Below are 23,597 nucleotides of genomic sequence, written 5' to 3' on the forward strand. Positions count from 1 at the left end.
CCACGATAGTCAGCACGGCAGCGGGCTTCTTGTACGATTGTGCGCGCTCAGCGGCGGTGCATTTTCATCCAGCGGGCCGGTGAGAGGCCGTATGCCTTGCTGAATTGCCGGGTCATGTGGCTCTGGTCGGTGAAACCGGCGATCAGTGCGGCACTGACCAGAGACTGGCCCTGGATCAGCAGGGCGCGGACCAGGTCCAGGCGACGCATGGTCAGGTATCGATAAGGGCTGGTGCCAAACAACAGGCGGAAATCCCTCGACAGACTCCAGCGATCCCGACCGCTGTGCTGCGCCAGTTCCTCCAGTGTCACCGTGCGATCCAGGGCGCTGTGGATGAACTCCCGCGCGCGCTCCGCCGCCACGTAGTCGAAGCGTTGGCGTTTACCGGGCGCGCCGGAGACAGTGCTCAATGCCTGCGCCAGATCGAACAGCGCGTCCTGCTCTTCCAGTGGATCGAGGGGGCAATCCAGGCTTCGCAGCAGCACGTCGGTGGCGGCGAACAGGCGTGGGTCGGTCGACAATCCGGTCTTGATGAACGGCAGCGGTTGCCCGCCGAGTATCTGCTGGATCAGCGCCGGCTCGATGTACATCATCCGGTACTTGAAGCCGGCCTCGGTGCCAGCCTCGCCATCGTGGACTTCGTCCGGGTGCAGCACCAGGGTCCCGCCGGGCAGGCTGTGGCGCCAGCCGCCGCGGTATTGAAAACTCTGCACGCCGGCCAGGGTCCGGCCGATTGCGTAGGTGTCATGGCGGTGAAGGTCGAAGCCGTGGCCGGCAAAAAATGCCTCGAAACGCTGAACCCCACCCACGTCGGGGGCGCGATGGAACCAGTCGATGGGAGGCGTGTGCTTGGCCATGGTGTCGTTGTCTTGAGCGCAATGTCGACCACGGTAACCCAGGGACCGGCCACCTGTCTGCTGGCCGACAAAACCCATGGGGCTGGTAGAAAACCGCATACAAATGTAGCAAGGTATCGAGCATTCTCTGCACCCTGTAAGCCATCGAGGCGCGGGTGCGTTTGATCGTTCGTCGAGGTGTCTGGTATGAGCAAACTGCGGGTAGGGATTATTTTTGGTGGTCGTTCGGCGGAGCACGAAGTGTCGTTGCAATCGGCGAAAAACATCGTCGATGCGCTGGATCGGTCGCGCTTCGAACCGGTGCTGATCGGTATCGACAAGCAAGGCCATTGGCACCTCAATGATCCATCGAACTTCCTGCTCAACCAGGAAAATCCGGCCCTGATCGCCCTCAACCAGTCCAACCGGGAACTGGCCGTGGTGCCGGGCAAGGCCAGCCAGCAATTGGTCGAAACCTCGAGTCAGGAAATGCTGGGCCACGTCGATGTGATCTTCCCGATCGTGCACGGCACGCTGGGTGAAGACGGTTGCCTGCAAGGCCTGTTGCGCATGGCGGATTTACCCTTTGTCGGCTCCGATGTGCTCGGCTCGGCGGTGTGCATGGACAAGGACATCAGCAAGCGGCTGTTGCGTGATGCCGGGATTGCAGTCACGCCCTTCGTGACCCTGACTCGTGCCAGCGCCGCGCGCACCGGGTTCGCCGAGGTCCAGGCCAAACTCGGTCTGCCGCTGTTCGTGAAGCCGGCGAACCAGGGGTCGTCCGTGGGCGTCAGCAAGGTCAGTGACGAAGCCGAGTACACGGCGGCAGTGGAACTGGCCCTGGGTTTCGATGAAAAAGTATTGATCGAATCCGCCGTCAACGGTCGCGAGATCGAGTGCGCGGTGCTGGGCAACGAAGATGCCATCGCCAGCGGTTGTGGCGAGATCGTGGTGCGCAGCGGCTTCTATTCCTACGACAGCAAATACATCGACGCTCAAGCGGCAGAGGTCGTGGTGCCGGCCAACATCAGCAGCGAGGCCAGTGAGCGCATCCGCGCCTTGGCTGTCGAGGCGTTTCAGGTGCTCGGCTGTTCCGGGCTGGCGCGGGTCGATGTGTTCCTGACCGACAGCGGCGAAGTGCTGATCAACGAAATCAACTCGCTGCCCGGCTTCACCCGAATCAGCATGTACCCCAAGCTCTGGCAAGCCACCGGCATGACTTACAGCGAGCTGGTCAGCCGCTTGATCGATCTGGCGCTGGAGAAGCACAAGGCACGGCAAGCGCTGAAGATCACCCGATAAGCTACTCGGGACTATTCAAACAAGGATTTATGGATGAGCGATAAAACGGAGTACCTGTTTTCCTACGGCACCTTGCAGGACAAAGTCGTGCAACTGGCCAACTTCGGGCGCGAGCTCAGCGGCAGTGCCGATGCGATGCTGGGGTACGAGCAGTCCTGGGTCGAAATCACCGACCCAGAGGTGTTGGCCACCAGCGGCAAGACTCACCATCCGATTCTTCGTCCGGGAAGCGATAGCAGCGTCCCGATTCCCGGCATGGTGTTCCAGATCACACCCGAGGAACTAGCCGCCGCCGACAGTTATGAAGTATCGGATTACAAGCGTGTCAGCGTAGTCCTTCAATCCGGGATTGAAGCGTGGGTGTACGTGAGCGTGTAGTGTGCCTGCGTGATATCCGATGAGCCGGGGAGGGGAGATTTTCAGCGTCGGCCAGTACGCTTCGACCGACGTTTGATCAAGCTTGTTTCATAGGTTTAATCAGGCTCTCTGCTGGTATTCCGAACAGATCATGTAGTTTCCATATCATCGGGAGCGTCAACGCACGCTTGCCATTAAGCACTTCGTAAACCCGGTTTGTCCGGCCAATGGCAGGCGCAAGGTCCGCTGCGGACAGACCTGATTGTCCCATGCGAAATTTTATCGCATCGATTGGATTGGGCAGATCAACTGGAAACTGCTTCGATTCATAAGCTTCGATCAGTGTGATCATGATGTCGAAATAATCCCCTTCAGGCGTGCCAGGCTCTGGCTCATTGTCGAAAAGGGCAGATACAGTCTTGAGGGCTGCGCGGTAGTCCTCGTCGGTGTGAATCGGACGAATGTTCATTGGTTACTCCATCTCGACGGTATCGGCGTCGATTGCGTCGTACTGCTTGTGAGTGCCGACAAATTTTATGTAAACGGCGCCGAAGCGATAAGCCACAGCGACTACCAGCCGAAAGTCATTACCCTTGATGTTGAACACGACTCTATGGCTCTTGAGAATGCTGGCGGTAGCAAAGTGCGCTTTTATGTTCGCAGGTGTTTTCCACTCGGCATTTCTTGCCTCGTCAATCCAAGCTAGTAAGGATTGTTCTGCGTCCGGGTAGCGCTCCCAAAAACTTTTAAGCTGGCTAATGGCGATAATTCTCATGACGCGATCCTAGTCCCGTGATGGGACTGATGCAAGTCTGTGGAGGTGTGGCCGATGGGAGGTGCGGACTCGACTTTGTACCTAGGTGCTTCGGGTGGCTGAACTGATGCGAAAAATGATCTTTGAACTCTATCGAAGAAGCAGTGGTGTGCAGGTAGGAAAAGTCGGCGCGAGGTAGCCGAACAGGACTCATTACATACAAAAAAGGCCTACCTCCCGGTAAGCCTTTTCCACCCTCTGTAGGAATCAATCCCCCAACGCAGCCCCCTCACGCCGAGGATCGGCCCCGCCCGCCAACGAAGCCTTCCCCTGCGCATCCTTCACCCGGACAATCGCCTGGGTGCCGCTGGTCATGTCGATCTCGCTCACGCTGTGCCCTTTGTCCTTCAGCGCCTGCATCAGCCCGGCGCTGAACTGCCCCTCTTCCAGTTCCGTCGGGCCGTTGCGGCTGCCGAAGTTGGGCAGGCTGATGGCGGCTTGCGGGTCGAGGTTCCAGTCGAGCAGGCCGATGGTGGATTTGGCGACGTATTCGATGATTTGCGAACCGCCCGGCGAGCCGATGGTGGCGAGGAATTCACCGCTCTGGCGATCGAAGATCAGCGTCGGGGCCATGGACGAGCGGGGGCGTTTGCCGGGTTCGACGCGGTTGGCGACTTTCTGCCCGTTTTCTTCCGGGATGAACGAGAAGTCGGTCATCTGGTTGTTGAGCAGGAAGCCCTGCACCATCACGTGCGAACCGAACGCGGATTCGACGGTGGTGGTCATGGACACCGCGCCCCCTTCGTCATCGACCGCCACCACTTGCGAGGTGGAGATGCGCAGCGGTGAACGGTCCGGTGCGTAGGCGATCTTGATGCCCGGTGGGGTGCCGGGTTTGGCCGTGCCCATGCTGCGGTCACCGATCAGGGCGGCGCGGCTGGCCAGGTAGCTCGGGTCCACCAGGCCTTTGACAGGGACGGGCACGAAGTCGGCGTCGGCCAGATAGAGCGCGCGGTCGGCGTAGGCCAGGCGCTCGGCTTCGGCAATCAGGTGCACGGCTTCTGGCGTCGGCTCGGTGCCGGCGGGTTTGTCGGTCTTGACCGGTTTCATTGAGGCCAAGGCAAAACGCTGGTCGCGTACTTCCAGCGCCTGGAGTGTGCCGAGGATCTGCGCCACGGCGATCCCGCCCGACGACGGCGGCGGCATGCCGCAGACCTGCCAGCGTTTGTAGTCGGTGCATAGCGGCGCGCGTTCCTTGGCCGTATAGCCTTGGAGATCGTTCAGCGACAGACTGCCAGGGTTGGCGTGGCCCTGAACCTTGGCGACGATTTCTTGCGCAACCGGCCCTTTGTACAACGCATCGGGACCTTCTGTGGCGATGCGTTTGAGCACGGCGGCCAGTGCCGGGTTTTTCAGCTGAGTGCCGGCGGCTTTCGGGCTGCCATCGGCATTCAGGAAGTACGCCATCATGTCAGGCGAGCGACGCATGGAGGAATCTGAAGCGATCAGCTGATGCAAGCGCGGCGAGATGGCGAAACCTTGCTCCGCGAGTCGGATGGCCGGTTCGAACAGTTGCGCCCATGGCAGACGACCGTGTTTCTGATGTGCCAGCTCAAGCGCTCGCAACACACCGGGCGTGCCCACTGAGCGACCCCCAATCTGCGCCTGGGTGAAGGCCATCGGTTTGCCGTCGGCTTGTAGGAAAAGCTTCTCCGTGGCGCCGGCCGGTGCGGTTTCGCGACCGTCGTAAGTGCGCACGTTCTTGCCATCCCACAACACAATGAACGCGCCGCCACCGATGCCCGAGGATTGAGGTTCCACCAGCGTCAACACCGCTTGCATGGCAATCGCGGCATCCACCGCCGAGCCGCCCTGACGCAGCATCTCCCGCCCGGCCTCGGCCGCCAGAGGGTTGGCTGCCGCCGCCATGTGTTTCGAGGCGTGCCGGGTTTGCAGGTCGGTGCGATAACCCGAGGCGACTTCCGGCGCGATCGGCAATGTCGACGTGGGCGGGGCGTTGCACGCTGCAAGGGTCAGCGCGGTGGCGATCAGCGAAAAGGCTGACAGGCGATAGCGGCTCAAGCGGAAGGCTGAGAACACGTTGGGCACTCCGTCCGTGGGAAAAGATCAGGGGACTTTATCGGCCGACAGGGCGTGGTGCAAACCACGGATGACAGCCAAGACGCTTTTACCCTTCATGAGTTGACGGATTTTCTGTAGGGTCGAGGGCATCAGACGGGTCAGAAAATCAACATGAGGCAGCCATGCAGACCGAGTTTCCCACCCAGCCGAGTTATCGCACTCAGCGTGAGCAATTCCTCGCCGCAGCGACTGCGGCCGGAGCGACGTTGACTGAATATCCGCATCCCCTCAAAGGACCTTTCGGTGAACCCTTGAGCACCGATGTGGCGGTGTTGGGTGATCCAGGTGCCAAGCGATTGCTGATTGCGTTGAGCGGCACCCATGGGGTGGAAGGTTTCTATGGCTCGGGATGCCAGATCAAGTGGATGCAGGAGTTGGGCAAGCGTTCACTGCCGGCCGATGTCGCGGTGGTGATGATCCACCTGATCAATCCCTGGGGCACCGCATGGCTGCGTCGGGTCAACGAAGACAACATCGATCTGAACCGCAATCACCTGAACTTCGAACGTCCGCTGCCGGACAATCAGGCTTACGCAACGCTGCATGACATCTATGCGTTCACTGAGTTGCGGGGGCCCGAACGTGAGCGCGCCGACGCCTTGCTCGACGGACAGATTCGCGAACACGGCTGGCCAGCGGTGATGTCGATCGTCGAGGGCGGCCAGCACAGTCATCCCGATGGGCTGTTTTATGGCGGCCTGGCGCCGAGCTGGTCGAACCGCACGCTGCACGAAATCCTGCAAACGCATGTTGCCCACGCCGAGGTCGCGATGTGTTTCGATTTGCACACCGGCGCTGGCGAGTACGGTCATCCGATGTTGCTGACCATCACCGAGGCGGCTTATCCGGCGCTACCCGATGCGCAGGCCATTTATGGACCCTGGCTCTACACGTTGCTGACCGGTGCCGACACCTTGAGCGAAACCGGCGTGGCGGCCACCGCGACGGGCTACACCTCGCAGGCACTGATCAATGCGCTGCCGCAGGTCAAACTGATGCCGTTCGTGATCGAGTGCGGGACGTATCCGGGGCCGGACGTTCATCGTCATTTGCGCGATGACCACTGGCTGCATCTGCACGGCAATCCAAGTGATGCGGTGGGGCGCGAGATCAAGCTGAATCTGCTGGAGCAGTTCTATCCTGCCGACAGCGACTGGCAGGCGATGGTCTGGCTGCGGACGTGGCAGATTTGGGAGCGCGCGTTATCGGCGTTGCCGACGGTTCGTTCTTGAAGTGCTGTTCGGGGCACTTTTCGCGAGGCATAAAAAAACGGCCTACCTTTCGGTAAGCCGTTTTTAGTACTTGGTGGCTACACAGGGACTTGAACCCCGGACCCCAGCATTATGAATGCTATGCTCTAACCAACTGAGCTATGTAGCCAAGTGGCGCGCATTATTCACCGGTAATGCAGATGCGTCAAGCGTAAATCCAAAATATTTCTCTACGCTTTCAACCGCTTATCCACCTGAGCCGAATATTCGGGCCGGGTGAGGGCGTCAACTGAGCTGAAATCTCCCGGTATTGGCACTCAAGGCCTTGCTGCCCTGGCTCAAGGTGTCCGCCGCCAGGTTCACCGCCCGCGCGCCTTCGAGCAACCTTACCGCGGCCTGATCGACCTGCTGGATGTTGCCGCTGACTTCATCGGCGGTGCTGGCCTGTTCCTCAACCGCCGTGGCGATCTGCGCCAGGGTGTCGGTAACGCCTTGCACCGCGTGGGCAATTTCCCCGAGGCGTTCGCCCAGGCCGGTGACCGACTGGGCATCACTTTGCGCTTGGCTACAGGCCGCTTCCATCAGGCTGACCGCCTCATTCACCGTGCTGCGCAGACTGTCGACAGTGCCGGCGATCTGCGCGGTGGAGGACTGAGTGCGTTGCGAGAGGCTGCGCACTTCATCCGCCACCACCGCAAAGCCGCGACCCTGTTCGCCCGCGCGAGCCGCCTCGATCGCCGCGTTGAGCGCCAGCAGATTAGTCTGCTCGGCCACGCCGCGAATGGTGTCGACCACCAATTGGATCTGCTGGCCTTGTTCGCTGACCCGGCCGAGTGCCGCCGCCGTGTCGTTCAAGCGCTGGTTGAGCTGCTGAATACTCGCCGTGGTGCGTTGGCTGTCGCGGCTGCTATCGGCCGCAATGCGTTGGGTGTGTTGAGCGCTGCCGGACGCCTGTTCGCAACTCTGGGCGACACCCTGAGAGGTCGCGGCCAACTGCGTGGCCGCAGCGGCGATCTGGCTGATCTGCAATTGCTGCGCTTCAACTTCGCCCAAGGCGCCGCTGGAGTGATGGTTGAGGGTGCGCACCGCGTTGCTCACCTGCAAGGTTTCGTGATCGACCCCCAGCAAACTGTTGCGCAGCTGCACCACGGCGACATTCAGGGCCGTGCTGATGGCCGCCAGTTCGTCGCGCCCCTGCACCGGCACTTGCAGGCTTAGGTTGCCGTCGCGCAGTGCTTCAGCCAGCAGGGTGATGCCGCTGGCGCTGCGACGGATCGAGGCCTGCAAGCAGATGAACAGGTACAGCGCGGCCAGCAGCAGGCAGCCAAAGATCGTCGCCACCAGAATAAACTGGCTGATCGCCGAGCCATGGTAGTAATCCAGGCGTTGATCCAGCGAAACCAATGACTGCTGGCGCAGCGAGGCGAGGTCGGTGAGCAGGCTGTCGAGGCTGCGTTCGAATTCTTCCGGCTTGAGCTTGATGCTGCCGCCGAAGACGCCGTCATCGAGGACTTTCAGTTCAGCATCGAGATGCTTGAGGCTGTCGTGGTATTGCCCGGCCCAGCTTTGCAACGCGCTGGGCAGGCGTGCTTCCAGCAGGCTGGCGGTTTTCGCCAGCTGTTCCCGGGCATCGCCGATACGACTGCGCAAATCGCGCAATTGCAGACGGCTTTGCAGGGTGAACTGCCCGGACACCACCGATGCCTGACCGACGCTGGCCAGGCGGCCAACCCGCTCAATCAGGTCCGGCGCATGCTGTGTCGAGATTTGCGTCAGCAAGTAGGTTTCCAGCCACGGCGCGAGGGTCAGGCGATTGTCCATGGCGATCTGCTCGCGCAGGGCTTGCAGCGCACTCAAGGCATTGGTGAAACGATCGTAGCCATCCGGCCACCAACCAACGCTGCTCAGGCTTTTCGAGTCGAGGCCGTTGAGGGCGGTTTGCAGGGCCTGATAACGGGTCAGGGTTTCGCCCTCGGCGCCTTCGGTTTTCAGCGCATCACCGAGGTCCGAGGTGGCTTGGGCGACGGCGGGTTGAACCGCATCGAACCCGGCCATCGCGGCAAGGGTTGCAGGCGTTGGCTGGCGATTGGTTTCCGTCGCACGCCAGCGGGCGGCGCGGTCACGTTGGGCGGCGAGCAGGTTATCGAGCGCATCCAGGGCGAGCAGTTGCCGAACACCGGCACGTTCGCCGGAGATCAAGTTAAGTTTGGCGCGATAGTCCTGACCAATCATCACCAGGCTGCCTGCCAGCGGCAGGATAAACAGCAGAAACAACAACTGAAATTTGCGTGCGAAGCCAAAACGCCCCAGCAATCCGATCCCCGGTGATAAAAAAGCCTGCATGCCCCATGACTCCTCTGAACACCACGCACCAATGGCGTGCGTCGGGGTCGTTGCGACCGCGACTTGTGCCCTTTTAAAAGGCCTCGAAAGTTCACCCTTGTCAGCTCTGTAGGCCGACTCTGTAGCGAAACTTCCCATTCTCGGTCCCCTTTGTAAGGGGCCGCGTTGAAGCGGATTAACAAGGCAAGATTCAGACCATGGCGTTGCGCTATCACCTTCTTGGCGATGAGTGTCGAGGTCGTTAGCAGGCTAAGGGGATGGCGCTGTCGCACTGAAAAATGGCACATTGACGCACCTGCCTGCGTGCACCCCATCTGCTGTACGGAAATTCTCATGGCTATCAGCAATGTTCAGACCGGCACGACGTCGGCACCCGCGACTTCACAAAGCAGCCCGCTGGTCATGCGCATCATTGGCGCGGTGGCGCTGGCGCATTTGATCAATGACCTGATCCAGTCAGTTCTACCGTCGATTTATCCGATGTTGAAAGCCAACTATGGCCTGACATTTACCCAGGTTGGATTGATCACTTTGACGTTCCAGCTGACGGCTTCGCTGTTGCAGCCATGGGTCGGTTACCACACCGATCGCCATCCCAAGCCTTGGCTGCTACCGGCGGGAACCATCTGCACGCTGATCGGTATTTTGATGATGTCGGTGGTCGGTACTTTTCCGCTGATTCTGCTGGCGGCGGGGTTGATTGGCATCGGCTCATCGACCTTTCACCCGGAAGCTTCTCGCGTGGCTCGACTGGCCTCGGGCGGGCGATTCGGTCTGGCGCAATCGACCTTTCAGGTCGGCGGCAATGCCGGCTCGGCCTTCGGCCCGTTGCTGGCAGCGGCGATCATCATTCCCTTCGGCCAGGGCCATGTGGCGTGGTTTGGATTGTTCGCCGTGTTTGCGCTGTTCGTGCTCTATCGGATCAGCCGCTGGTACGCCAACCACTTAAACCTGTTCAAGCTCAAACAAGGTCAGGCGGCGACGCACGGCCTGTCGAAACGCCGGGTGATCAGCGCGCTGGTGGTGCTCGGGCTGCTGGTGTTCTCCAAGTATTTCTACATGGCCAGTTTCACCAGCTACTTCACCTTCTACCTGATCGAGAAGTTCGACCTGTCGGTGGCCAGTTCGCAGCTGCATCTGTTCCTGTTCCTGGGCGCCGTGGCGGCGGGGACGTTCTTCGGTGGGCCGATTGGCGACAAGATCGGGCGTAAGGCGGTGATTTGGTTCTCGATCCTTGGCGTGGCGCCATTCACGCTGATCCTGCCTCACGTTGATCTGTTCTGGACCAGCATTCTGAGCGTGCTGATCGGCTTTATCCTCGCGTCAGCCTTTTCGGCCATTGTGGTGTACGCACAGGAACTGGTGCCGGGCAATGTCGGGATGATTGCCGGGGTGTTCTTCGGATTGATGTTCGGTTTTGGCGGGATTGGCGCGGCGTTGCTCGGGCATCTGGCGGATGTCCACGGCATCGAATATGTGTACTTTCTGTGCTCGTTCCTGCCATTGTTTGGCGTACTCGCGATCTTCCTGCCAAGAACCAAAAAGGCGTAGCACCGCTCCACCTGTAGGAGCGTGGCTTGCCCGCCAAGGCCATTACGCGGTTTGCCAGGAACACCGCGTCATCGTTCTTCGCGGGCAAGCCTCGCTCCTGCAGGATTAGGTCTCGCCCGGATTTCAGGCACAAAAAAGCCGCGTATTAAACGCGGCTTTTTCTTGTGCGGCTGCTTTTACACGTTGAAACGGAAATGCATCACGTCGCCGTCTTTAACGATGTAGTCCTTGCCTTCCAGGCGCCACTTACCGGCTTCTTTAGCGCCGGCTTCGCCCTTGTACTGGATGAAGTCGTCGTAGGCGATGACTTCGGCGCGGATGAAGCCTTTTTCGAAGTCGGTGTGGATCACGCCAGCGGCTTGTGGCGCGGTAGCACCTACGCGGACGGTCCAGGCGCGGACTTCTTCGACACCGGCGGTGAAGTAGGTCTGCAGGTGCAGCATTTCGTAGCCGGCGCGGATCACGCGGTTCAGGCCAGGCTCTTCGAGGCCCAGGGCTTCGAGGAACATGTCTTTCTCTTCGCCGTCTTCGAGTTCGGCGATTTCGGCTTCGATCTTGTTGCAGACCGGAACCACCATGGCGCCTTCTTCTTCGGCGATGGCCTTGACGATGTCCAGCAGCGGGTTGTTCTCGAAACCGTCTTCAGCGACGTTGGCGATGTACATGACCGGCTTGGTGGTCAGCAGGTGGAAGCCACGAATCACCGCTTTATCGTCGGCGCCCATGTTCTTCATCAGCGTGCGCGCTGGCTTGCCGAGGGTGAAGTGAGCGATCAGTTGCTCCAGCAGACCTTTCTGGACCACGGCGTCCTTGTCACCACCCTTGGCGTTACGGGCAACTTTCTGCAGTTGCTTCTCGCAGCTGTCGAGGTCGGCGAAGATCAGTTCCAAGTCGATGATTTCGATGTCGCGTTTCGGGTCGACGCTGTTGGAGACGTGAATCACGTTTTCGTCTTCGAAGCAGCGGACCACGTGAGCGATAGCATCGGTCTCGCGGATGTTGGCGAGGAACTTGTTGCCCAGGCCTTCACCTTTCGAGGCACCGGCCACCAGGCCCGCGATGTCGACGAATTCCATGGTGGTTGGCAAGATGCGCTTTGGATTGACAATGGCCGCCAGGGCTTCCAGGCGTGGATCCGGCATCGGCACGATACCGGTGTTCGGCTCGATGGTGCAGAAGGGGAAGTTCTCGGCCGCGATCCCGGATTTGGTTAGGGCGTTGAATAGGGTGGACTTGCCGACGTTAGGCAGGCCGACGATGCCGCAATTGAATCCCATGGTGTTTTCCCCGAGGAGTGAGTCAGGCCTTCTGGCTGTGCAGGTTTTTCATCGCGCGGTTCCATTCACCGGCGAGGATATCCGGCAGCACGCCGAGGGCAAAGTCGATGCTGGCATCGAGTTTTTCCTGTTCGGCGCGTGGCGCACGACCCAGGACGAAATTTGAAACCATACTGGCAACGCCCGGGTGGCCAATGCCAAGCCGCAAGCGGTAAAAGGTATTCTGATTGCCCAGTTGCGCGATGATGTCGCGCAACCCGTTGTGACCGCCATGGCCGCCGCCCTGTTTGAGCTTGGCAACGCCGGGAGGCAGGTCGAGTTCGTCATGCGCCACCAGGATTTCTTCAGGCGTAATGCGGAAGAAGCCGGCAAGTGCCGCGACGGCCTGGCCGCTGCGGTTCATGTAGGTGGTGGGAATCAGCAGACGAACATCCTGACCCTGATGCGAATAGCGCCCGGTCAGGCCGAAATATTTGCGATCGGCCACAAGGTTGACGCCTTGCGCGTTCGCGATGCGCTCAACAAAAAGGGCCCCTGCGTTATGCCGGGTCTGTTCGTATTCAGCGCCTGGATTTCCCAGGCCAACGATCAGTTTGATGGCAGTCACGATAGGGGCCCTTCTTTGGAGTGGTGGATAACATCGCCGCAATCAGTGTGTGCGGCGAAAGTGGACGAAAAGTGCTCATTTACCATTATGTAAACTCCGCGTTCTCGCCCGCTTTCTCGCTACGTTCCAGTCCGCGATGTTACTTGATCACTCCGGCATGACAGAGTGAATTACTCTGCTGCGCCTTCTTCAGTAGCTTCTGGAGCAACACGTGGAGCGTGGACGTTGGCAACAGCCTTGTCATCGCCGTGTGCCAGAGCAACAAACTCAACGCCTTTAGGGGCTTTGAGGTCGGACAGGTGAATGATCGAACCGATTTCGGCGTTAGCCAGGTCGACTTCGATGAATTCAGGCAGGTCTTTTGGCAGGCAGGTCACTTCGATTTCCGAAACAACGTGCGAAACTTCGCCGCCTTTCTTGATCGGGGCTTCTTCGCCAACAAAGTGTACAGGCACGATAGCGGTCAGTTTCTGGCCAGCTACAACGCGCACGAAGTCAGCGTGCAGTACGTGGCCTTTGGCCGGGTGACGCTGCAGAGCCTTGATGATTACGTTTTGCTTGGTGCCGCCAACGTTCAGCTCGATGATGTGGCTGTAAGCCGCTTCGTTTTCGAGCAGTTTGGCAACTTCTTTAGCCAGCATGCTGATGGATTCAGGGGCTTTTTCGCCACCGTAAACTACAGCTGGAACCAGGCTTGCGAGACGACGCAGGCGGCGGCTCGCACCTTTCCCCAGGTCGGAACGCACTTCAGCATTCAGAGTAAATTCGTTCATGTTGTATCTCCAAAATAACCACATTCGCCCCAGCGGTTGCGACCAGCGCTAAAGGCGATATGGGCAAAAAAGCCCCGCCCCGGCAGGAATGCCGGGGCGGGGCGCTTTTCGTCAGCGAGACAGTCGAGAAGGGCAGGGCCCTTAACGGAACATCGCGCTGATCGATTCTTCATTGCTGATGCGGCGGACCGCCTCGGCAACGACCGGCGCGATATCCAGTTGGCGGATACGCGTGCAGGCTTGAGCAGCAGCGGACAACGGGATGGTGTTAGTCACCACCAGTTCGTCCAGCATGGAATTTTCAATGTTTTCGATCGCCCGACCGGACAGCACAGGGTGTGTGCAGTAGGCGAAAACCTTGGCGGCGCCATGCTCTTTCAGGGCCTTGGCCGCGTGGCACAGAGTGCCGGCGGTATCGACCATGTCATCGACCAGAATACAGGTACGCCCTTCGACATCACCGATGATATGCATCACTTCAGAGTGATTGGCTTTCTCACGGCGTTTGTCGATGATCCCGAGATCCACGCCCAGGGATTTGGCAACAGCACGTGCACGCACGACGCCGCCAATGTCCGGGGACACGATCATCAGGTTTTCGAAGCGCTGATCTTCAATGTCATCCACCAGAACCGGGGAGCCGTAGATGTTATCTACCGGAATATCGAAGAAACCCTGGATTTGGTCAGCATGCAGATCAACCGTGAGAACACGGTCGATGCCGACTACGGTAAGCATGTCAGCAACGACTTTCGCGCTGATAGCCACACGTGCGGAACGCGGACGGCGATCCTGACGGGCATAACCAAAGTAAGGAATAACAGCAGTGATACGAGTAGCCGAGGAGCGGCGGAAGGCATCAGCCATCACTACCAGTTCCATCAGGTTATCGTTGGTCGGAGCGCAAGTCGGCTGAATAATGAAAACATCTTTACCGCGGACGTTTTCATTGATCTCGGCAGTAATTTCGCCGTCGGAGAACTTACCGACAGAGATGTCACCGAGAGGGATATGCAGCTGACGTACAACACGCCGAGCCAGATCGGGGTTAGCGTTCCCCGTAAAGACCATCATCTTGGACACGCGCAGTACCTGAAGGCTGAGGGTAACCTGGATGAGTATAGGAAAATGGCAGGGGCGGCTGGATTCGAACCAACGCATGGCAGGATCAAAACCTGCTGCCTTACCGCTTGGCGACGCCCCTGTATCTGTTGCAACGATTACCCAGTAATCGATTCCTTTAGAGCAGATTTTGCAGCTTGCGATGCAACATCGAAACGTTGCTTCCTTTTGCTACAAACCCTGTAAGGGTCTCTGTAAGAAGGGCCGAGACTTTATCAGCTTCAGCTTTGCTTGGGAAGCCCCCAAACACACAACTTCCAGTTCCGGTGAGTTTTGCTTCGGTAAATTTACCTAACAAATTCAATGCGTTACGTACATCTGGATAACGCCTTGCTACCACCGGTAAGCAGTCATTTCGACTGTTTCCCTTGGGAACGGGGCGCACTTTAATGGGAGAAGAGTTACGTGTCAACAACGGATCTGAAAAAATTTCTGCTGTACTTACAGATACTTGCGGCACAAGCACGAGATACCACGGTTCTTCGGGGTCTACAGGGGTGAGTTTCTCCCCTACGCCCTCGGCGAAAGCCGCGTGCCCACGCACGAAAACCGGGACGTCGGCGCCCAGTGTCAGGCCCAGCACGGCCAGTCGATCCTCATCCCAGCCCAGTTGCCAGAGATGATTGAGGCCGAGCAAAGTCGTTGCTGCATTTGAACTGCCGCCACCGATTCCCCCGCCCATGGGCAGGATTTTTTCGATCCAGATATCGATGCCGAGCGAACAACCGGATTGTTCCTGAAGTTTTTTCGCGGCTTTGACGATCAGGTTGCTGTCGTGAGGAACGCCATCGAATTCGGTGTGCAACCGAATCACACCGTCGTCACGAACGGCAAACGTGATTTCATCGCCGTAATCGAGAAACTGAAAAATCGTCTGCAACTCGTGATAACCGTCTTCACGGCGGCCGAGAATGTGCAGCATCAGATTGAGTTTGGCCGGGGAGGGCAGCGTCAAGCGCGCAACGGTCATGTTCACTGCCCCAGTTTGCGTGGTTGCCATTCCTTGATCACCAGCGTGACATCAAGGTCGGTGCCGTGCAGTTTGATCCGCTCGGGCAGCCAGTAGCCGTTTTGCTCGGCGTAACTGAGGTATTCGACTTGCCAGCCGTCCTGCTCGAGATTGGCCAGCCGACTGTCGGCGTCCAGGGTCAGGCGACTTTTGCTGTCCGGGGCCGGAAGCCCGCGAACCCACCACGCCAGATTGGACACCGGCAGCTTCCAGCCGAGCTGTTCTTCAACCAGCGCTTCGGGGGTCGTGGCGTCATAACGGCCCTGATTGGCCACTTCCAGCGAGACTTTGCCCGGGCGGCCGGTCAAACGAGCCGCGCCGCGACCCAGCGGGCCAGAGAGGCGAATGTCGTAGTAATCCTGTCGCTGCAGCCAGAACAACGTGCCGCTGCCCGAGTCTTTTGGCGCACGAATACCGATCTTGCCGTTGATCTGCCAGCCATCAAGGCTGGTCAGCTGCTGTTTGTAATCGCGCCATTGGGCCGTGTTGCCTTGGCCCTGGACCGATTCGCGGGCGCCGAAGCCCGCGCAACCGGCGAGCAGGGCGATGAAGCTGAAAACAATAAGGTGGCGCAAAAACATAATCTTAAAGAGTCTCTGATCCGGTCAGGCGCTTGATGGTGCTGCGCAGGATGGGGCTGTCGGGTTGTTCCTTGAGGAACTTGCTCCAGATTTGCCTGGCTTCCCGCTGTTTGCCATTGGCCCAAAGGACTTCGCCCAGGTGAGCGGCAACTTCCTGATCGGGAAAGCGATCCAGGGCCTGACGCAGATAGCGCTCGGCTTCATCGAGATTGCCCAGGCGGAAGTGCACCCAGCCGAGGCTGTCGAGTACCGCCGGGTCTTCCGGGTTGATCTGGTGCGCTTGTTCGATCAGGGCCTTGGCTTCGGCGTAACGCGTCGTGCGGTCCGACAGGGTGTAGCCGAGGGCGTTCAACGCCATCGCATTGTCCGGGTCGCGCTTGATGATCAGGCGCAGGTCTTTTTCCATCTGCGCCAGGTCATTGCGTTTTTCCGCCTGCATGGCGCGGGTGTACAGCAGGTTCAAATCGTCCGGGTACTTCTGCAGCGCGGTTTGCAGAACCTTCCACGCCTTGTCGGGCTGATTGTTGGCAGACAAGGTCTCGGCTTCGATCAGGTACAACTGGATCGCGTAATCAGGTTGCTCGTCGCGTTCCGTAGCCAGACGGCTTTGGGCTTCGGCGGTCTTGCCGTTGTTGATCAGAATGTCGGTCTGGCGCAGTTGCGCAGGCAGATAGTCATTGCCGGGGCCGACCTGGGCGTACTCGATCAGTGCGCCTTGTGGGTCGTTGCGCTCTTCAGCTATACGACCGAGGTTCAGGTGCGCCGAATCGACGTGGCTTTCCCGGGCGACCAAGTCTTCCAGATAACCCTTGGCCTCGTCCCAGGCCTTGGCTTCCAGGCACACCAGCGCCAGGGAATAACGCAGTTCGTCGTCTTCCGGGTATTGCTGGACCAGGCTTGAGAACTCGACCTTGGCGTCGTCCATGCGGTCCTGTTCAACCAGCATGCGTGCATACGTCAGGCGCAGACGCTTGTCGTCCGGGTATTTCTTGATGCTTTTTTGCAGCAGTGGCAAGGCTTCATCGCCACGGTTGAGCACTTGCAACAGGCGCGCGCGCAGCAGGATCGGGGCAATTTCGCCGTCGTCCGGCGGATTGTCTTCAAGCAAGGTCAGCGCGCCTTTGGCGTCACCGTCCTGTTGCAACAGCAAAGCCTTGCCGAAAATCAACTGGTTGTTGTTCGGGTGGCGCTGCAATAAGCGGTCAAAACTTTTCATCAGGCCGTTGCGCGTGTCCTGGTCGGTATCGGCCGCGGACAGGGCAAGAAAGTCGAAATGCGTGTCGCCTTTGCCGAGCAGGACTTTCTCCATATAGACCATGGAGTCGTCATAACGCCCGGCGCGCGCCAGCTGCACGGCAGCCGCGCGTTGCGCCTCGAGATCGTCCGGGGCGTTTTTTGCCCAGATCAACGCGGTATCCAGGGCAGCCTGATCGGCGCCAAGGTATTCGGCAATGCGGAAGGCTCGCTCGGAGATGCCCGGATCCTGAGTGTTGATGGCCTGGGTGACGTAGTTGTCCAGGGCAATGTCGAAACGATTGCGCTGGCCAGCCAGTTCGGCGCTCAACAGGCTGAAGACGGTTTCTTCACTGAATGAGCTGTAAACCTTGGGCTTTTCAGGGGCCGGAGTGCTGTCTTCGACCGGCGGCGTACCGTCCGACGAAACGGGTGCCAAGACCTGGCAGCCGCTGAGGAAGACAAAAGCGAGGAGCAACGCGGAAGATCTATTCATATAGGAAGAGGACGACTAACCTGCGGTCGGATCATCATGACACAAGCCTTCGGCCAAACATAACCGAGTCTCGATGGATGCCTTTATAGAGGCAGGTCATTGGGACAATAGTCAGCGGTAGTTGTTCTGGCTCTGTCGAAGTAGGACAATTGCCGGCTTCACGTCACCATCAGCGACCTTGAATGGCCTTCCTTGCACTCGGTATCAACCACAAGACTGCTTCAGTAGACGTCCGCGAGCGCGTGGCCTTTACCCCTGAGCAGCTGGTGGAGGCCTTGCAGCAGCTCTGCCGACTTACCGACAGCCGCGAAGCTGCGATCCTCTCCACCTGCAATCGCAGTGAACTCTATATAGAACAGGATCACCTTTCGGCTGACATCATCTTGCGCTGGCTGGCCGATTATCATCATTTGAGCCTCGAAGAGCTGCGTGCGAGCGCTTATGTGCACGAAGATGATGCGGCAGTTCGTCACATGATGCGGGTGGCTTCCGGGCTCGATTCGCTGGTGTTGGGCGAACCGCAGATCCTCGGCCAGATGAAATCGGCCTACGCCGTGGCGCGTGAGGCCGGCACCATCGGTCCGCTGCTCGGGCGCTTGTTTCAAGCGACGTTCAACGCGGCCAAGCAAGTGCGCACCGACACGGCCATCGGCGAGAACCCGGTGTCCGTGGCGTTTGCCGCGGTCAGCCTGGCGAAACAGATTTTCAGCGATTTGCAGCGCAGCCAGGCCTTGCTGATCGGCGCCGGAGAGACCATCACCCTGGTCGCCCGCCACCTGCATGAACTGGGTGTAAAGCGCATTGTGGTCGCAAACCGAACCCTGGAACGCGCGAGCATCCTTGCCGAGCAGTTTGGTGCCCATGCCGTTTTGCTCTCGGACATCCCGGCAGAGCTGGTGCGCAGCGACATCGTGATCAGTTCCACTGCCAGCCAGTTGCCGATCCTTGGCAAAGGCGCCGTGGAAAGCGCGTTGAAACTGCGCAAGCACAAACCGATCTTCATGGTAGACATCGCTGTTCCTCGGGATATCGAGCCGGAAGTCGGCGAGTTGGACGACGTTTACCTCTATAGCGTCGACGATCTCCACGAAGTGGTCGCCGAAAACCTCAAGAGCCGGCAGGGCGCTGCCCAGGCGGCGGAAGATATGGTCTTGGTCGGTGCCGAAGATTTCATGGTCCGCCTGCGTGAACTGGCGGCGGTGGATGTGCTCAAGGCCTATCGCCAACAAAGCGAGCGCATGCGCGACGAAGAATTGCAGAAGGCCCAGCGCATGCTGGCCAATGGCAGCAGCCCCGAAGAGGTGCTGGTGCAATTGGCGCGTGGCCTGACCAACAAACTCTTGCATGCCCCGAGTGTGCAGTTGAAAAAGCTTTCTGCCGAAGGCCGCCTCGATGCGCTGGCCATGGCCCAGGAACTCTTTGCCCTGAATGAGGGCTCATCGGATAGCTTTTCGGATAAGAAACCGCAATGAAAGCGTCACTGCTCAATAAGCTGGACATCCTCCAGGACCGTTTCGAGGAATTGACCGCCCTGCTTGGCGATGGCGAAGTCATTTCCGATCAAAACAAATTCCGCACCTATTCCAAGGAATACGCGGAAGTCGAACCGATTGTCGCCACCTATAAACAGCTGCTCAAAGTGCAAGGCGACCTCGAAGGCGCCCAGGCACTGCTCAAGGACAGCGACCCGGACATGCGCGAAATGGCCGTGGAAGAAGTTCGCGAAGCCAAAGAGCAACTGATCGACATCGAAGCCAGCCTGCAACGCATGCTGCTACCCAAGGACCCGAATGACGGGCGCAACGTGTTCCTCGAAATCCGTGCCGGCACCGGCGGTGACGAAGCGGCGATTTTTTCCGGCGACCTGTTCCGTATGTATTCGCGTTATGCCGAGCGGCGTGGCTGGCGGGTGGAAATTCTCTCGGAGAACATCGGTGAGCACGGCGGCTATAAAGAAGTCATCGCCCGTGTTGAAGGCGAAAACGTCTACGGCAAACTGAAGTTCGAATCCGGCGTGCACCGCGTGCAACGGGTTCCGGCCACCGAATCCCAGGGTCGCATCCACACCTCGGCCTGCACCGTGGCGGTGTTGCCTGAGCCGGATGAGCAGGAAACGATCGAGATCAACCCGGCGGACCTGCGGGTCGATACCTATCGTTCCTCCGGGGCCGGCGGCCAGCACGTCAACAAGACCGACTCGGCGATCCGCATCACGCACTTGCCGTCCGGTATCGTCGTCGAATGCCAGGAAGAACGCTCGCAACACAAGAACCGTGCCCGGGCGATGTCCTGGCTGTCGGCCAAGCTCAACGATCAACAAACCAGCGCCGCCGCGAACGCCATCGCCAGCGAGCGTAAGCTGCTGGTCGGTTCGGGGGATCGCTCCGAGCGCATCCGCACCTACAACTTTGCCCAGGGCCGGGTGACCGACCACCGGGTCAACCTGACGCTGTATTCCCTCGACGAAGTCCTCGCGGGCGGCGTCGAGGCCGTGATTGAACCGTTACTGGCCGAGTTCCAGGCCGATCAATTGGCAGCGATAGGTGAGTAAATGACGATCATTGCCAGTTTGTTGCGCGCCGCCGATTTGCCCGACTCGCCCACGGCGCGTCTGGATGCCGAATTATTGCTGGCCGCGGCCTTGGGCAAGTCCCGCAGCTTTCTGCACACCTGGCCGGAACGCATTGTGCCGAGCGAAGCCGCGCTGAAGTTTGCCGAGTACCTGCAACGTCGTCGCGGCGGTGAGCCGGTGGCCTACATTCTGGGGCAGCAAGGGTTCTGGAAGCTTGATCTGGAAGTCGCGCCGCACACGCTGATCCCGCGCCCGGATACCGAACTGCTGGTGGAAGCGGCGCTGGAATTGCTGCCAGCCACACCGGCCCAAGTGCTCGATCTTGGCACCGGCAGCGGCGCCATTGCCCTGGCTTTGGCCAGCGAGCGTCCGGCGTGGAAAGTCACTGCGGTGGATCGCATACTCGAGGCCGTGGCGCTGGCCGAACGCAATCGTCAGCGCCTGCACTTGAACAATGCCACGGTACTGAGCAGCCATTGGTTCAGCGCCCTGGAAGGTCAGCGTTTTCATCTGATCATCAGCAACCCGCCGTACATCGCCTCCGCCGACCCGCATCTGGTAGAAGGCGATGTGCGCTTCGAACCGGCCAGCGCTCTGGTGGCTGGCGTCGACGGGCTCGATGATCTGCGCCTGATCGTCGCCCAGGCGCCGGATTATCTGGAGGCCGGTGGCTGGCTGATGCTCGAACACGGTTACGATCAAGCCGAAGCCGTGCGCGACTTGCTGTTGAGCCGCGGCTTTGAAGCAGTCCACAGTCGCACCGATCTGGGCGGTCACGAACGTATCAGCCTGGGGCGCCTGCCGTGCTGAATGATCAGGAGTTGTTGCGCTATAGCCGGCAGATTCTGTTGCAACACGTCGATATCGACGGCCAGTTGCGGCTGAAAGAAAGCCGCGTATTGATCGTCGGTCTTGGCGGTCTTGGCTCACCGGTGGCGCTGTATCTGGCCGCGGCCGGTGTCGGCGAGCTGCACCTGGCGGATTTCGATACGGTCGACCTGACCAATCTGCAACGCCAGATCGTTCACGACACTGACAGCGTCGGCTCGAGCAAGGTCGATTCAGCGATCCGCCGACTGAGCGCGATCAATCCCGAGATCCAACTGATCGCCCATCGCACCGCACTGGACGAAGATTCCCTGGCGGCCGCCGTGGCGGCGGTGGATCTGGTGCTGGACTGTTCCGATAATTTCTCGACCCGTGAAGCGGTCAACGCGGCCTGCGTTACTGCCGGCAAACCGCTGGTCAGCGGCGCGGCGATTCGCCTCGAAGGGCAGTTGTCGGTGTTTGACCCGCGCCGCCCGGAAAGCCCGTGCTACCACTGTCTATACGGTCACGGCAGCGAAGCCGAATTGACCTGCAGTGAGGCCGGCGTTGTCGGTCCACTGGTTGGGCTGGTGGGCAGCCTCCAGGCGCTGGAAGCCCTGAAACTGCTGGTGGGTTTCGGTGAGCCATTGGTGGGGCGCCTGTTGCTGATCGATGCCCTGGGCTCGCGCTTCCGTGAATTGCGGGTCAAGCGCGATCCTGGCTGCAGCGTCTGTGGTTCAAAACATGCGTGAAGCGCCAATCGGCGTATTCGACTCCGGCGTCGGTGGGCTTTCGGTATTGGCCGAGATCCAGCGTTTGCTGCCCAACGAGTCGCTGCTGTACGTCGCCGATTGCGGCAATGTTCCCTACGGCGAAAAAACCCCTGAATTCATCCAGCAGCGTTGCAGCGTGATGGCCGAATTTTTTCAGCAGCAGGGCGCGAAGGCCTTGGTGCTGGCCTGCAACACGGCGACCGTCGCCGGTGTTGCGGACTTGCGGCGCGATTTCCCTGCGTGGCCCATCGTCGGCATGGAGCCCGCCGTCAAACCTGCCGCTGCCGCCACCCGCAGTGGTGTGGTCGGCGTGCTCGCCACCACTGGCACGTTGCAGAGCGCCAAGTTCGCAGCCTTGCTCGACCGGTTCGCTACCGATGTTCGCGTCATCACTCAACCGTGTCCTGGCCTGGTGGAGCTGATTGAAAGTGGCGATCTGCACAGCGACGCCTTGCGTCAATTACTGGCCGGCTATGTCGGGCCGCTGCTCGGCGCCGGGTGCGACACGATAATTCTGGGCTGCACGCATTATCCCTTCCTAAAGCCATTGCTTAAGCAGATGATCCCTGAAGACATCAGCTTGATCGACACCGGTGCCGCTGTTGCGCGGCAACTCCAGCGTTTGTTGGCCGAGCGTGAGTTACTTGCCGAGGGGCCGGCACGTGCTGCGCAGTTCTGGACGAGTGCCGATCCGGAGCATTTCAGGACTATTTTGCCGACGCTGTGGAACAGCGGCGGTGTTGTGCAAAGCTTCGATAGATAACTAAAAAAAAAGTGGGCGAAAACGAATAATTGGGCTGAACTTCTGATTAATCGTCGACTTCTATAGCGGTGAGCAACAAAAAAACCATATGAAATCGTTCGGAAAAGGATGTTTCTAGTGAAGCGACTATTCTGCTTGGCCGCGATTGCGGCCGCACTGATGGGGCACAGTTTTACCGCGCAGGCGGCAGGCGTGGAATTCGCGGTCGGACAGACCAGCGAGTCGACCATGACCTATCGATTGGGCATGCAATTCGATTGGGACAAGAGCTGGTTGCAGAGTGATATCGGTCGTTTGACGGGGTACTGGAGCGGTGCCTACACCTATTGGGACGGCGACAAGACTTCCAGCAACCACAGCCTGTCGTTCGCGCCGGTGTTGGTTTACGAATTTGCTGGCCAGACCGTCAAGCCTTATGTGGAGTTGGGGGTCGGCGTCGCGGTATTCGCCAATACCGAAGTCGAAAACAATCAACTCGGCAGTGCTTTTCAGTTTGAAGACCGGTTCGGTTTTGGTCTGCGCTTTACCGGCGGACATGAAGTCGGCATTCGTGCGACGCACTATTCCAATGCCGGGCTCAGTAGCCCGAACAACGGTGTAGAAAGTTACGCGCTGCATTACACGATGCCGCTCTGAGACTCGCTCCTTTAAGTGTGGGAGCGAGCCTGCTCGCGATTGCGGTCTGCCATTCAGCAACAGTGTTGACTGACAGGAAGCCATCGCGAGCAGGTTCGCTCCCACACTGGATGTGCATCGACTTCAAATTCAGCGATACGCCGTGGTAATCCCCTGGCGCTCTTCGAGGCACTCCGGTGCGCCCATCTCGAACTCCCGGCAGATCAGCGGGCGCTTTTCGTAGATGGTGCACATCATGCTGTTGCGATCCAGCGCAGCGCACCAGCCGTCATCCAGACGCAGCATGACTTCCCCGCCCCAATCATCGGTATCGATAAAACGTTCAGGCACGCCCGTGTCGGTGATCAGCATGACTTCGAGCTGGCAGCAACAGGCTGCGCAAGTCGAGCACGTGACGGCCGGTTCGGTGATTTGCGTGTGGGGAATGGTTTTCATGGCGGGCAGTGTAAGGC

General features: G+C 59.4%; 23 protein-coding genes and 2 tRNA genes. 10 read left to right on the plus strand and 15 right to left on the minus strand.

The window, feature by feature from the left end; translation table 11 throughout:
- Positions 1-47: 47 nt before the first annotated feature.
- Positions 48-857 carry an AraC family transcriptional regulator gene (locus AC1ROI_RS18540; protein ID WP_102594947.1) on the minus strand — a complete coding sequence of 270 codons (810 nt, stop codon included), beginning with the start codon at positions 855-857 and terminating at the stop codon, positions 48-50.
- Between the two features lie 186 nt (positions 858-1,043).
- Between AC1ROI_RS18540 and ddlA the strand changes: the two genes are divergently transcribed.
- Entirely contained in the window at positions 1,044-2,138 is a 1,095-nt protein-coding gene (gene ddlA, locus AC1ROI_RS18545; protein ID WP_010458310.1) for a D-alanine--D-alanine ligase, read from the plus strand.
- Positions 2,139-2,171: 33 nt separating this feature from the next.
- Positions 2,172-2,516 carry a gamma-glutamylcyclotransferase family protein gene (locus AC1ROI_RS18550; RefSeq protein WP_010458309.1) on the plus strand — a complete coding sequence of 115 codons (345 nt, stop codon included), beginning with the start codon at positions 2,172-2,174 and terminating at the stop codon, positions 2,514-2,516.
- Between the two features lie 76 nt (positions 2,517-2,592).
- On the opposite strand, the gene AC1ROI_RS18555 is transcribed toward AC1ROI_RS18550, so the two are convergent.
- The 3 genes from AC1ROI_RS18555 to ggt form a co-directional block, all read right to left on the minus strand.
- On the minus strand, positions 2,593-2,964 hold the full coding sequence (locus AC1ROI_RS18555; protein WP_010458297.1) for a helix-turn-helix domain-containing protein: 372 nt from the start codon (positions 2,962-2,964) through the stop codon (positions 2,593-2,595).
- 3 nt (positions 2,965-2,967) lie between these two features.
- The gene (locus tag AC1ROI_RS18560) at positions 2,968-3,270 is read right to left on the minus strand and encodes a type II toxin-antitoxin system HigB family toxin (RefSeq protein ID WP_010458295.1); all 303 of its coding nucleotides are present in this window, start codon (positions 3,268-3,270) and stop codon (positions 2,968-2,970) included.
- Between the two features lie 246 nt (positions 3,271-3,516).
- On the minus strand, positions 3,517-5,349 hold the full coding sequence (ggt, locus tag AC1ROI_RS18565; RefSeq protein ID WP_010458294.1) for a gamma-glutamyltransferase: 1,833 nt from the start codon (positions 5,347-5,349) through the stop codon (positions 3,517-3,519).
- 164 nt (positions 5,350-5,513) lie between these two features.
- Here ggt and AC1ROI_RS18570 point away from each other — a divergent pair, with 164 nt between their 5' ends.
- On the plus strand, positions 5,514-6,623 hold the full coding sequence (locus tag AC1ROI_RS18570) for a DUF2817 domain-containing protein (protein WP_010458293.1): 1,110 nt from the start codon (positions 5,514-5,516) through the stop codon (positions 6,621-6,623).
- Positions 6,624-6,694: 71 nt separating this feature from the next.
- On the opposite strand, the gene AC1ROI_RS18575 is transcribed toward AC1ROI_RS18570, so the two are convergent.
- Positions 6,695-6,771, minus strand: a tRNA-Met gene (locus tag AC1ROI_RS18575).
- A 116-nt stretch (positions 6,772-6,887) separates the two neighbouring features.
- Positions 6,888-8,945 carry a methyl-accepting chemotaxis protein gene (locus tag AC1ROI_RS18580; protein ID WP_010458292.1) on the minus strand — a complete coding sequence of 686 codons (2,058 nt, stop codon included), beginning with the start codon at positions 8,943-8,945 and terminating at the stop codon, positions 6,888-6,890.
- A gap of 333 nt (positions 8,946-9,278) precedes the next feature.
- Here AC1ROI_RS18580 and AC1ROI_RS18585 point away from each other — a divergent pair, with 333 nt between their 5' ends.
- On the plus strand, positions 9,279-10,496 hold the full coding sequence (locus tag AC1ROI_RS18585; RefSeq protein ID WP_102594940.1) for an MFS transporter: 1,218 nt from the start codon (positions 9,279-9,281) through the stop codon (positions 10,494-10,496).
- Positions 10,497-10,672: 176 nt separating this feature from the next.
- Here AC1ROI_RS18585 and ychF read toward each other — a convergent pair whose 3' ends face one another.
- From ychF to AC1ROI_RS18625, 8 genes are all read right to left on the minus strand, one after another.
- Positions 10,673-11,773, minus strand: coding sequence for a redox-regulated ATPase YchF (ychF, locus tag AC1ROI_RS18590; protein ID WP_010458288.1), 1,101 nt, complete (start codon positions 11,771-11,773; stop codon positions 10,673-10,675).
- Positions 11,774-11,795: 22 nt separating this feature from the next.
- On the minus strand, positions 11,796-12,380 hold the full coding sequence (gene pth / locus AC1ROI_RS18595; RefSeq protein ID WP_010458286.1) for an aminoacyl-tRNA hydrolase: 585 nt from the start codon (positions 12,378-12,380) through the stop codon (positions 11,796-11,798).
- A 170-nt stretch (positions 12,381-12,550) separates the two neighbouring features.
- Positions 12,551-13,153: a 50S ribosomal protein L25/general stress protein Ctc gene (locus AC1ROI_RS18600; protein WP_074880258.1), complete on the minus strand. Its 603-nt coding sequence runs from the start codon at positions 13,151-13,153 to the stop codon at positions 12,551-12,553.
- Between the two features lie 141 nt (positions 13,154-13,294).
- Positions 13,295-14,236 (minus strand): ribose-phosphate pyrophosphokinase, encoded by a 942-nt coding sequence (locus tag AC1ROI_RS18605; RefSeq protein ID WP_010458281.1) that lies wholly within the window; start codon positions 14,234-14,236, stop codon positions 13,295-13,297.
- A gap of 46 nt (positions 14,237-14,282) precedes the next feature.
- Positions 14,283-14,357, minus strand: a tRNA-Gln gene (locus AC1ROI_RS18610).
- A 36-nt stretch (positions 14,358-14,393) separates the two neighbouring features.
- Complete coding sequence (gene ispE / locus AC1ROI_RS18615; protein ID WP_010458280.1) at positions 14,394-15,245, minus strand: 4-(cytidine 5'-diphospho)-2-C-methyl-D-erythritol kinase; 852 nt, start codon at positions 15,243-15,245, stop codon at positions 14,394-14,396.
- Positions 15,246-15,247: 2 nt separating this feature from the next.
- The gene (gene lolB, locus AC1ROI_RS18620) at positions 15,248-15,865 is read right to left on the minus strand and encodes a lipoprotein insertase outer membrane protein LolB (protein WP_102594939.1); all 618 of its coding nucleotides are present in this window, start codon (positions 15,863-15,865) and stop codon (positions 15,248-15,250) included.
- A gap of 4 nt (positions 15,866-15,869) precedes the next feature.
- The gene (locus tag AC1ROI_RS18625) at positions 15,870-17,594 is read right to left on the minus strand and encodes a tetratricopeptide repeat protein (RefSeq protein ID WP_077749018.1); all 1,725 of its coding nucleotides are present in this window, start codon (positions 17,592-17,594) and stop codon (positions 15,870-15,872) included.
- A gap of 182 nt (positions 17,595-17,776) precedes the next feature.
- On the opposite strand from AC1ROI_RS18625, the gene hemA reads away from it, so the two are divergent.
- From hemA to AC1ROI_RS18655, 6 genes are all read left to right on the plus strand, one after another.
- On the plus strand, positions 17,777-19,066 hold the full coding sequence (hemA, locus tag AC1ROI_RS18630; RefSeq protein WP_010458274.1) for a glutamyl-tRNA reductase: 1,290 nt from the start codon (positions 17,777-17,779) through the stop codon (positions 19,064-19,066).
- Positions 19,063-20,145, plus strand: coding sequence for a peptide chain release factor 1 (gene prfA / locus AC1ROI_RS18635; protein WP_010458272.1), 1,083 nt, complete (start codon positions 19,063-19,065; stop codon positions 20,143-20,145). Before hemA ends, prfA begins: the two co-directional genes overlap by 4 nt.
- Positions 20,146-20,976: a peptide chain release factor N(5)-glutamine methyltransferase gene (gene prmC, locus AC1ROI_RS18640; RefSeq protein WP_010458270.1), complete on the plus strand. Its 831-nt coding sequence runs from the start codon at positions 20,146-20,148 to the stop codon at positions 20,974-20,976. It begins immediately after the preceding gene.
- Complete coding sequence (locus AC1ROI_RS18645; protein ID WP_102594938.1) at positions 20,970-21,725, plus strand: molybdopterin-synthase adenylyltransferase MoeB; 756 nt, start codon at positions 20,970-20,972, stop codon at positions 21,723-21,725. The genes prmC and AC1ROI_RS18645 overlap by 7 nt, the downstream gene beginning before the upstream one ends.
- A complete protein-coding gene (murI, locus tag AC1ROI_RS18650; RefSeq protein ID WP_102594937.1) occupies positions 21,718-22,509 on the plus strand; it encodes a glutamate racemase in 792 nt (263 codons plus the stop codon). The genes AC1ROI_RS18645 and murI overlap by 8 nt, the downstream gene beginning before the upstream one ends.
- Before the next feature lie 117 nt (positions 22,510-22,626).
- The gene (locus tag AC1ROI_RS18655) at positions 22,627-23,145 is read left to right on the plus strand and encodes an acyloxyacyl hydrolase (RefSeq protein WP_010458265.1); all 519 of its coding nucleotides are present in this window, start codon (positions 22,627-22,629) and stop codon (positions 23,143-23,145) included.
- A 129-nt stretch (positions 23,146-23,274) separates the two neighbouring features.
- Here AC1ROI_RS18655 and AC1ROI_RS18660 read toward each other — a convergent pair whose 3' ends face one another.
- Positions 23,275-23,580: a YkgJ family cysteine cluster protein gene (locus AC1ROI_RS18660; protein WP_102594936.1), complete on the minus strand. Its 306-nt coding sequence runs from the start codon at positions 23,578-23,580 to the stop codon at positions 23,275-23,277.
- Positions 23,581-23,597: the final 17 nt, after the last annotated feature.

This window comes from Pseudomonas sp. GW823-FHT02C02 (assembly GCF_058797635.1).

What these genes read in the sequence shown, in the direction of transcription:
- AC1ROI_RS18625 (WP_077749018.1), bottom strand. Translation starts at nt 17,594, where the DNA reads ATGAATAGATCTTCCGCGTTGCTCCTCGCTTTTGTCTTCCTCAGCGGC.
- AC1ROI_RS18540 (WP_102594947.1), bottom strand. Translation starts at nt 857, where the DNA reads ATGGCCAAGCACACGCCTCCCATCGACTGGTTCCATCGCGCCCCCGAC.
- ychF (WP_010458288.1), bottom strand. Translation starts at nt 11,773, where the DNA reads ATGGGATTCAATTGCGGCATCGTCGGCCTGCCTAACGTCGGCAAGTCC.
- ddlA (WP_010458310.1), top strand. Translation starts at nt 1,044, where the DNA reads ATGAGCAAACTGCGGGTAGGGATTATTTTTGGTGGTCGTTCGGCGGAG.
- murI (WP_102594937.1), top strand. Translation starts at nt 21,718, where the DNA reads ATGCGTGAAGCGCCAATCGGCGTATTCGACTCCGGCGTCGGTGGGCTT.
- AC1ROI_RS18570 (WP_010458293.1), top strand. Translation starts at nt 5,514, where the DNA reads ATGCAGACCGAGTTTCCCACCCAGCCGAGTTATCGCACTCAGCGTGAG.
- AC1ROI_RS18585 (WP_102594940.1), top strand. Translation starts at nt 9,279, where the DNA reads ATGGCTATCAGCAATGTTCAGACCGGCACGACGTCGGCACCCGCGACT.
- AC1ROI_RS18600 (WP_074880258.1), bottom strand. Translation starts at nt 13,153, where the DNA reads ATGAACGAATTTACTCTGAATGCTGAAGTGCGTTCCGACCTGGGGAAA.
- AC1ROI_RS18580 (WP_010458292.1), bottom strand. Translation starts at nt 8,945, where the DNA reads ATGCAGGCTTTTTTATCACCGGGGATCGGATTGCTGGGGCGTTTTGGC.
- ispE (WP_010458280.1), bottom strand. Translation starts at nt 15,245, where the DNA reads ATGACCGTTGCGCGCTTGACGCTGCCCTCCCCGGCCAAACTCAATCTG.
- AC1ROI_RS18660 (WP_102594936.1), bottom strand. Translation starts at nt 23,580, where the DNA reads ATGAAAACCATTCCCCACACGCAAATCACCGAACCGGCCGTCACGTGC.
- AC1ROI_RS18550 (WP_010458309.1), top strand. Translation starts at nt 2,172, where the DNA reads ATGAGCGATAAAACGGAGTACCTGTTTTCCTACGGCACCTTGCAGGAC.
- lolB (WP_102594939.1), bottom strand. Translation starts at nt 15,865, where the DNA reads ATGTTTTTGCGCCACCTTATTGTTTTCAGCTTCATCGCCCTGCTCGCC.
- hemA (WP_010458274.1), top strand. Translation starts at nt 17,777, where the DNA reads ATGGCCTTCCTTGCACTCGGTATCAACCACAAGACTGCTTCAGTAGAC.
- AC1ROI_RS18560 (WP_010458295.1), bottom strand. Translation starts at nt 3,270, where the DNA reads ATGAGAATTATCGCCATTAGCCAGCTTAAAAGTTTTTGGGAGCGCTAC.
- prmC (WP_010458270.1), top strand. Translation starts at nt 20,146, where the DNA reads ATGACGATCATTGCCAGTTTGTTGCGCGCCGCCGATTTGCCCGACTCG.
- prfA (WP_010458272.1), top strand. Translation starts at nt 19,063, where the DNA reads ATGAAAGCGTCACTGCTCAATAAGCTGGACATCCTCCAGGACCGTTTC.
- AC1ROI_RS18555 (WP_010458297.1), bottom strand. Translation starts at nt 2,964, where the DNA reads ATGAACATTCGTCCGATTCACACCGACGAGGACTACCGCGCAGCCCTC.